1 protein-coding gene is annotated in these 1,132 nt (G+C 64.2%); it reads right to left on the bottom strand.

Annotated features, from left to right (window positions below; genetic code table 11):
• Positions 1 to 1,011, bottom strand: coding sequence for an IS481 family transposase (locus tag EUA94_RS21965; protein WP_129429054.1), 1,011 nt, complete (start codon positions 1,009 to 1,011; stop codon positions 1 to 3).
• Positions 1,012 to 1,132 lie beyond the last annotated feature (121 nt).

Below are 1,132 nucleotides of genomic sequence, written 5' to 3'. Positions count from 1 at the left end.
CTAGGTGTGATGCCCAGCCAGGTTGTCCAACCTGGTGATGGGTGCCTGCTTCCCGATTGCTGAGTGGGGCCGGTGGTGGTTGTACTGGTGCACCCATCCTGGCAGGGCTGCGAGTCGGGCGGATTCGGAGTTGTAGAACTTCTTGAACGCCCAGCCCTCGACGAGGGTGCGGTGGAAGCGTTCGACCTTGCCGTTGGTCTGCGGTCTGTATGGCCTGGTCTTCTTGGGAGTGATTCCGAGCTCGGCGCAGGTGTCGCGCCACAGGTGGGACTTGTAGCAGCTGCCGTTGTCGGACAGGACGCGTTGCACGGTGACGCCACGTTCGGCGAACCAGGCCACGGCGTTGCGCAGCACAGCGGTGGCTGTCTCTTTGGTCTCATCGTCGTGTGCCTCGACGTAGGCGACGCGCGAGTGATCGTCGATCACGGTGTGCAGGTAACAGGTCCCGATCACGGGATTACGCCACTTGTTCCGCGGTATCCCGGTCCGGGCGACTGTCGATGATCTGTTCTTCTCGCCCTGCTGGCGCCCGACGTAGCGCCAACCACCGCCGTCAGGGACACGACCGAGCTTCTTGACGTCGACGTGGATCAAGTCGCCCGGCTTCTCGTGCTCGTAGCGGCGGATCGGCTCCCCGGTGGCACGGTCGATGTGGGTGAGCCTGTTGAGCCGGCACCGGACCAGGACCGCGTACACGGTCGAGGACTGCATCCCGAGGCGATCGGCTATCTCGACCGGTCCGAGTCGCTGCTTCCACCGCAGGTGCACGATCTTGCGCACCACCGGCGCCGGAGTGCGATTCGGCTGGTGATGGGGACGTGAGGATCGGTCGACCATCCCGGCCGGCCCTTCGGCTTCGTAGCGGTCAGCCCACTTCTTCGCGGTCTTCCACGACACGTCGAAACGTTCGGCAGCGCGCGGGACGTCCCAGCCCTCCTCGACGATCAGTTTGGCCATCTTGAGCCTGGCGCGAGGGGTCAGAGCGGCGTTGGCATGGGTAGCGTGGGCCATGAAGGCCTCCTAGGTGGGGAGCGGTTTCTAGACAGCTCCACTCCACACCAGGAGGCCTTCACCCACCTACAGGTCAGACCGTGTCGTCACACGATCTCGACCAACGTGACTGGTCATCACA

It is taken from the genome of Nocardioides zhouii (genome assembly GCF_004137345.1).
GTDB lineage: Bacteria > Actinomycetota > Actinomycetes > Propionibacteriales > Nocardioidaceae > Nocardioides > Nocardioides zhouii.
Note: the sequence above shows the minus strand (reverse complement) of the source record. Positions and strands in the feature narration are given on the sequence as shown.

What these genes read in the sequence shown, in the direction of transcription:
- EUA94_RS21965 (WP_129429054.1), bottom strand. Translation starts at nt 1,011, where the DNA reads ATGGCCCACGCTACCCATGCCAACGCCGCTCTGACCCCTCGCGCCAGG.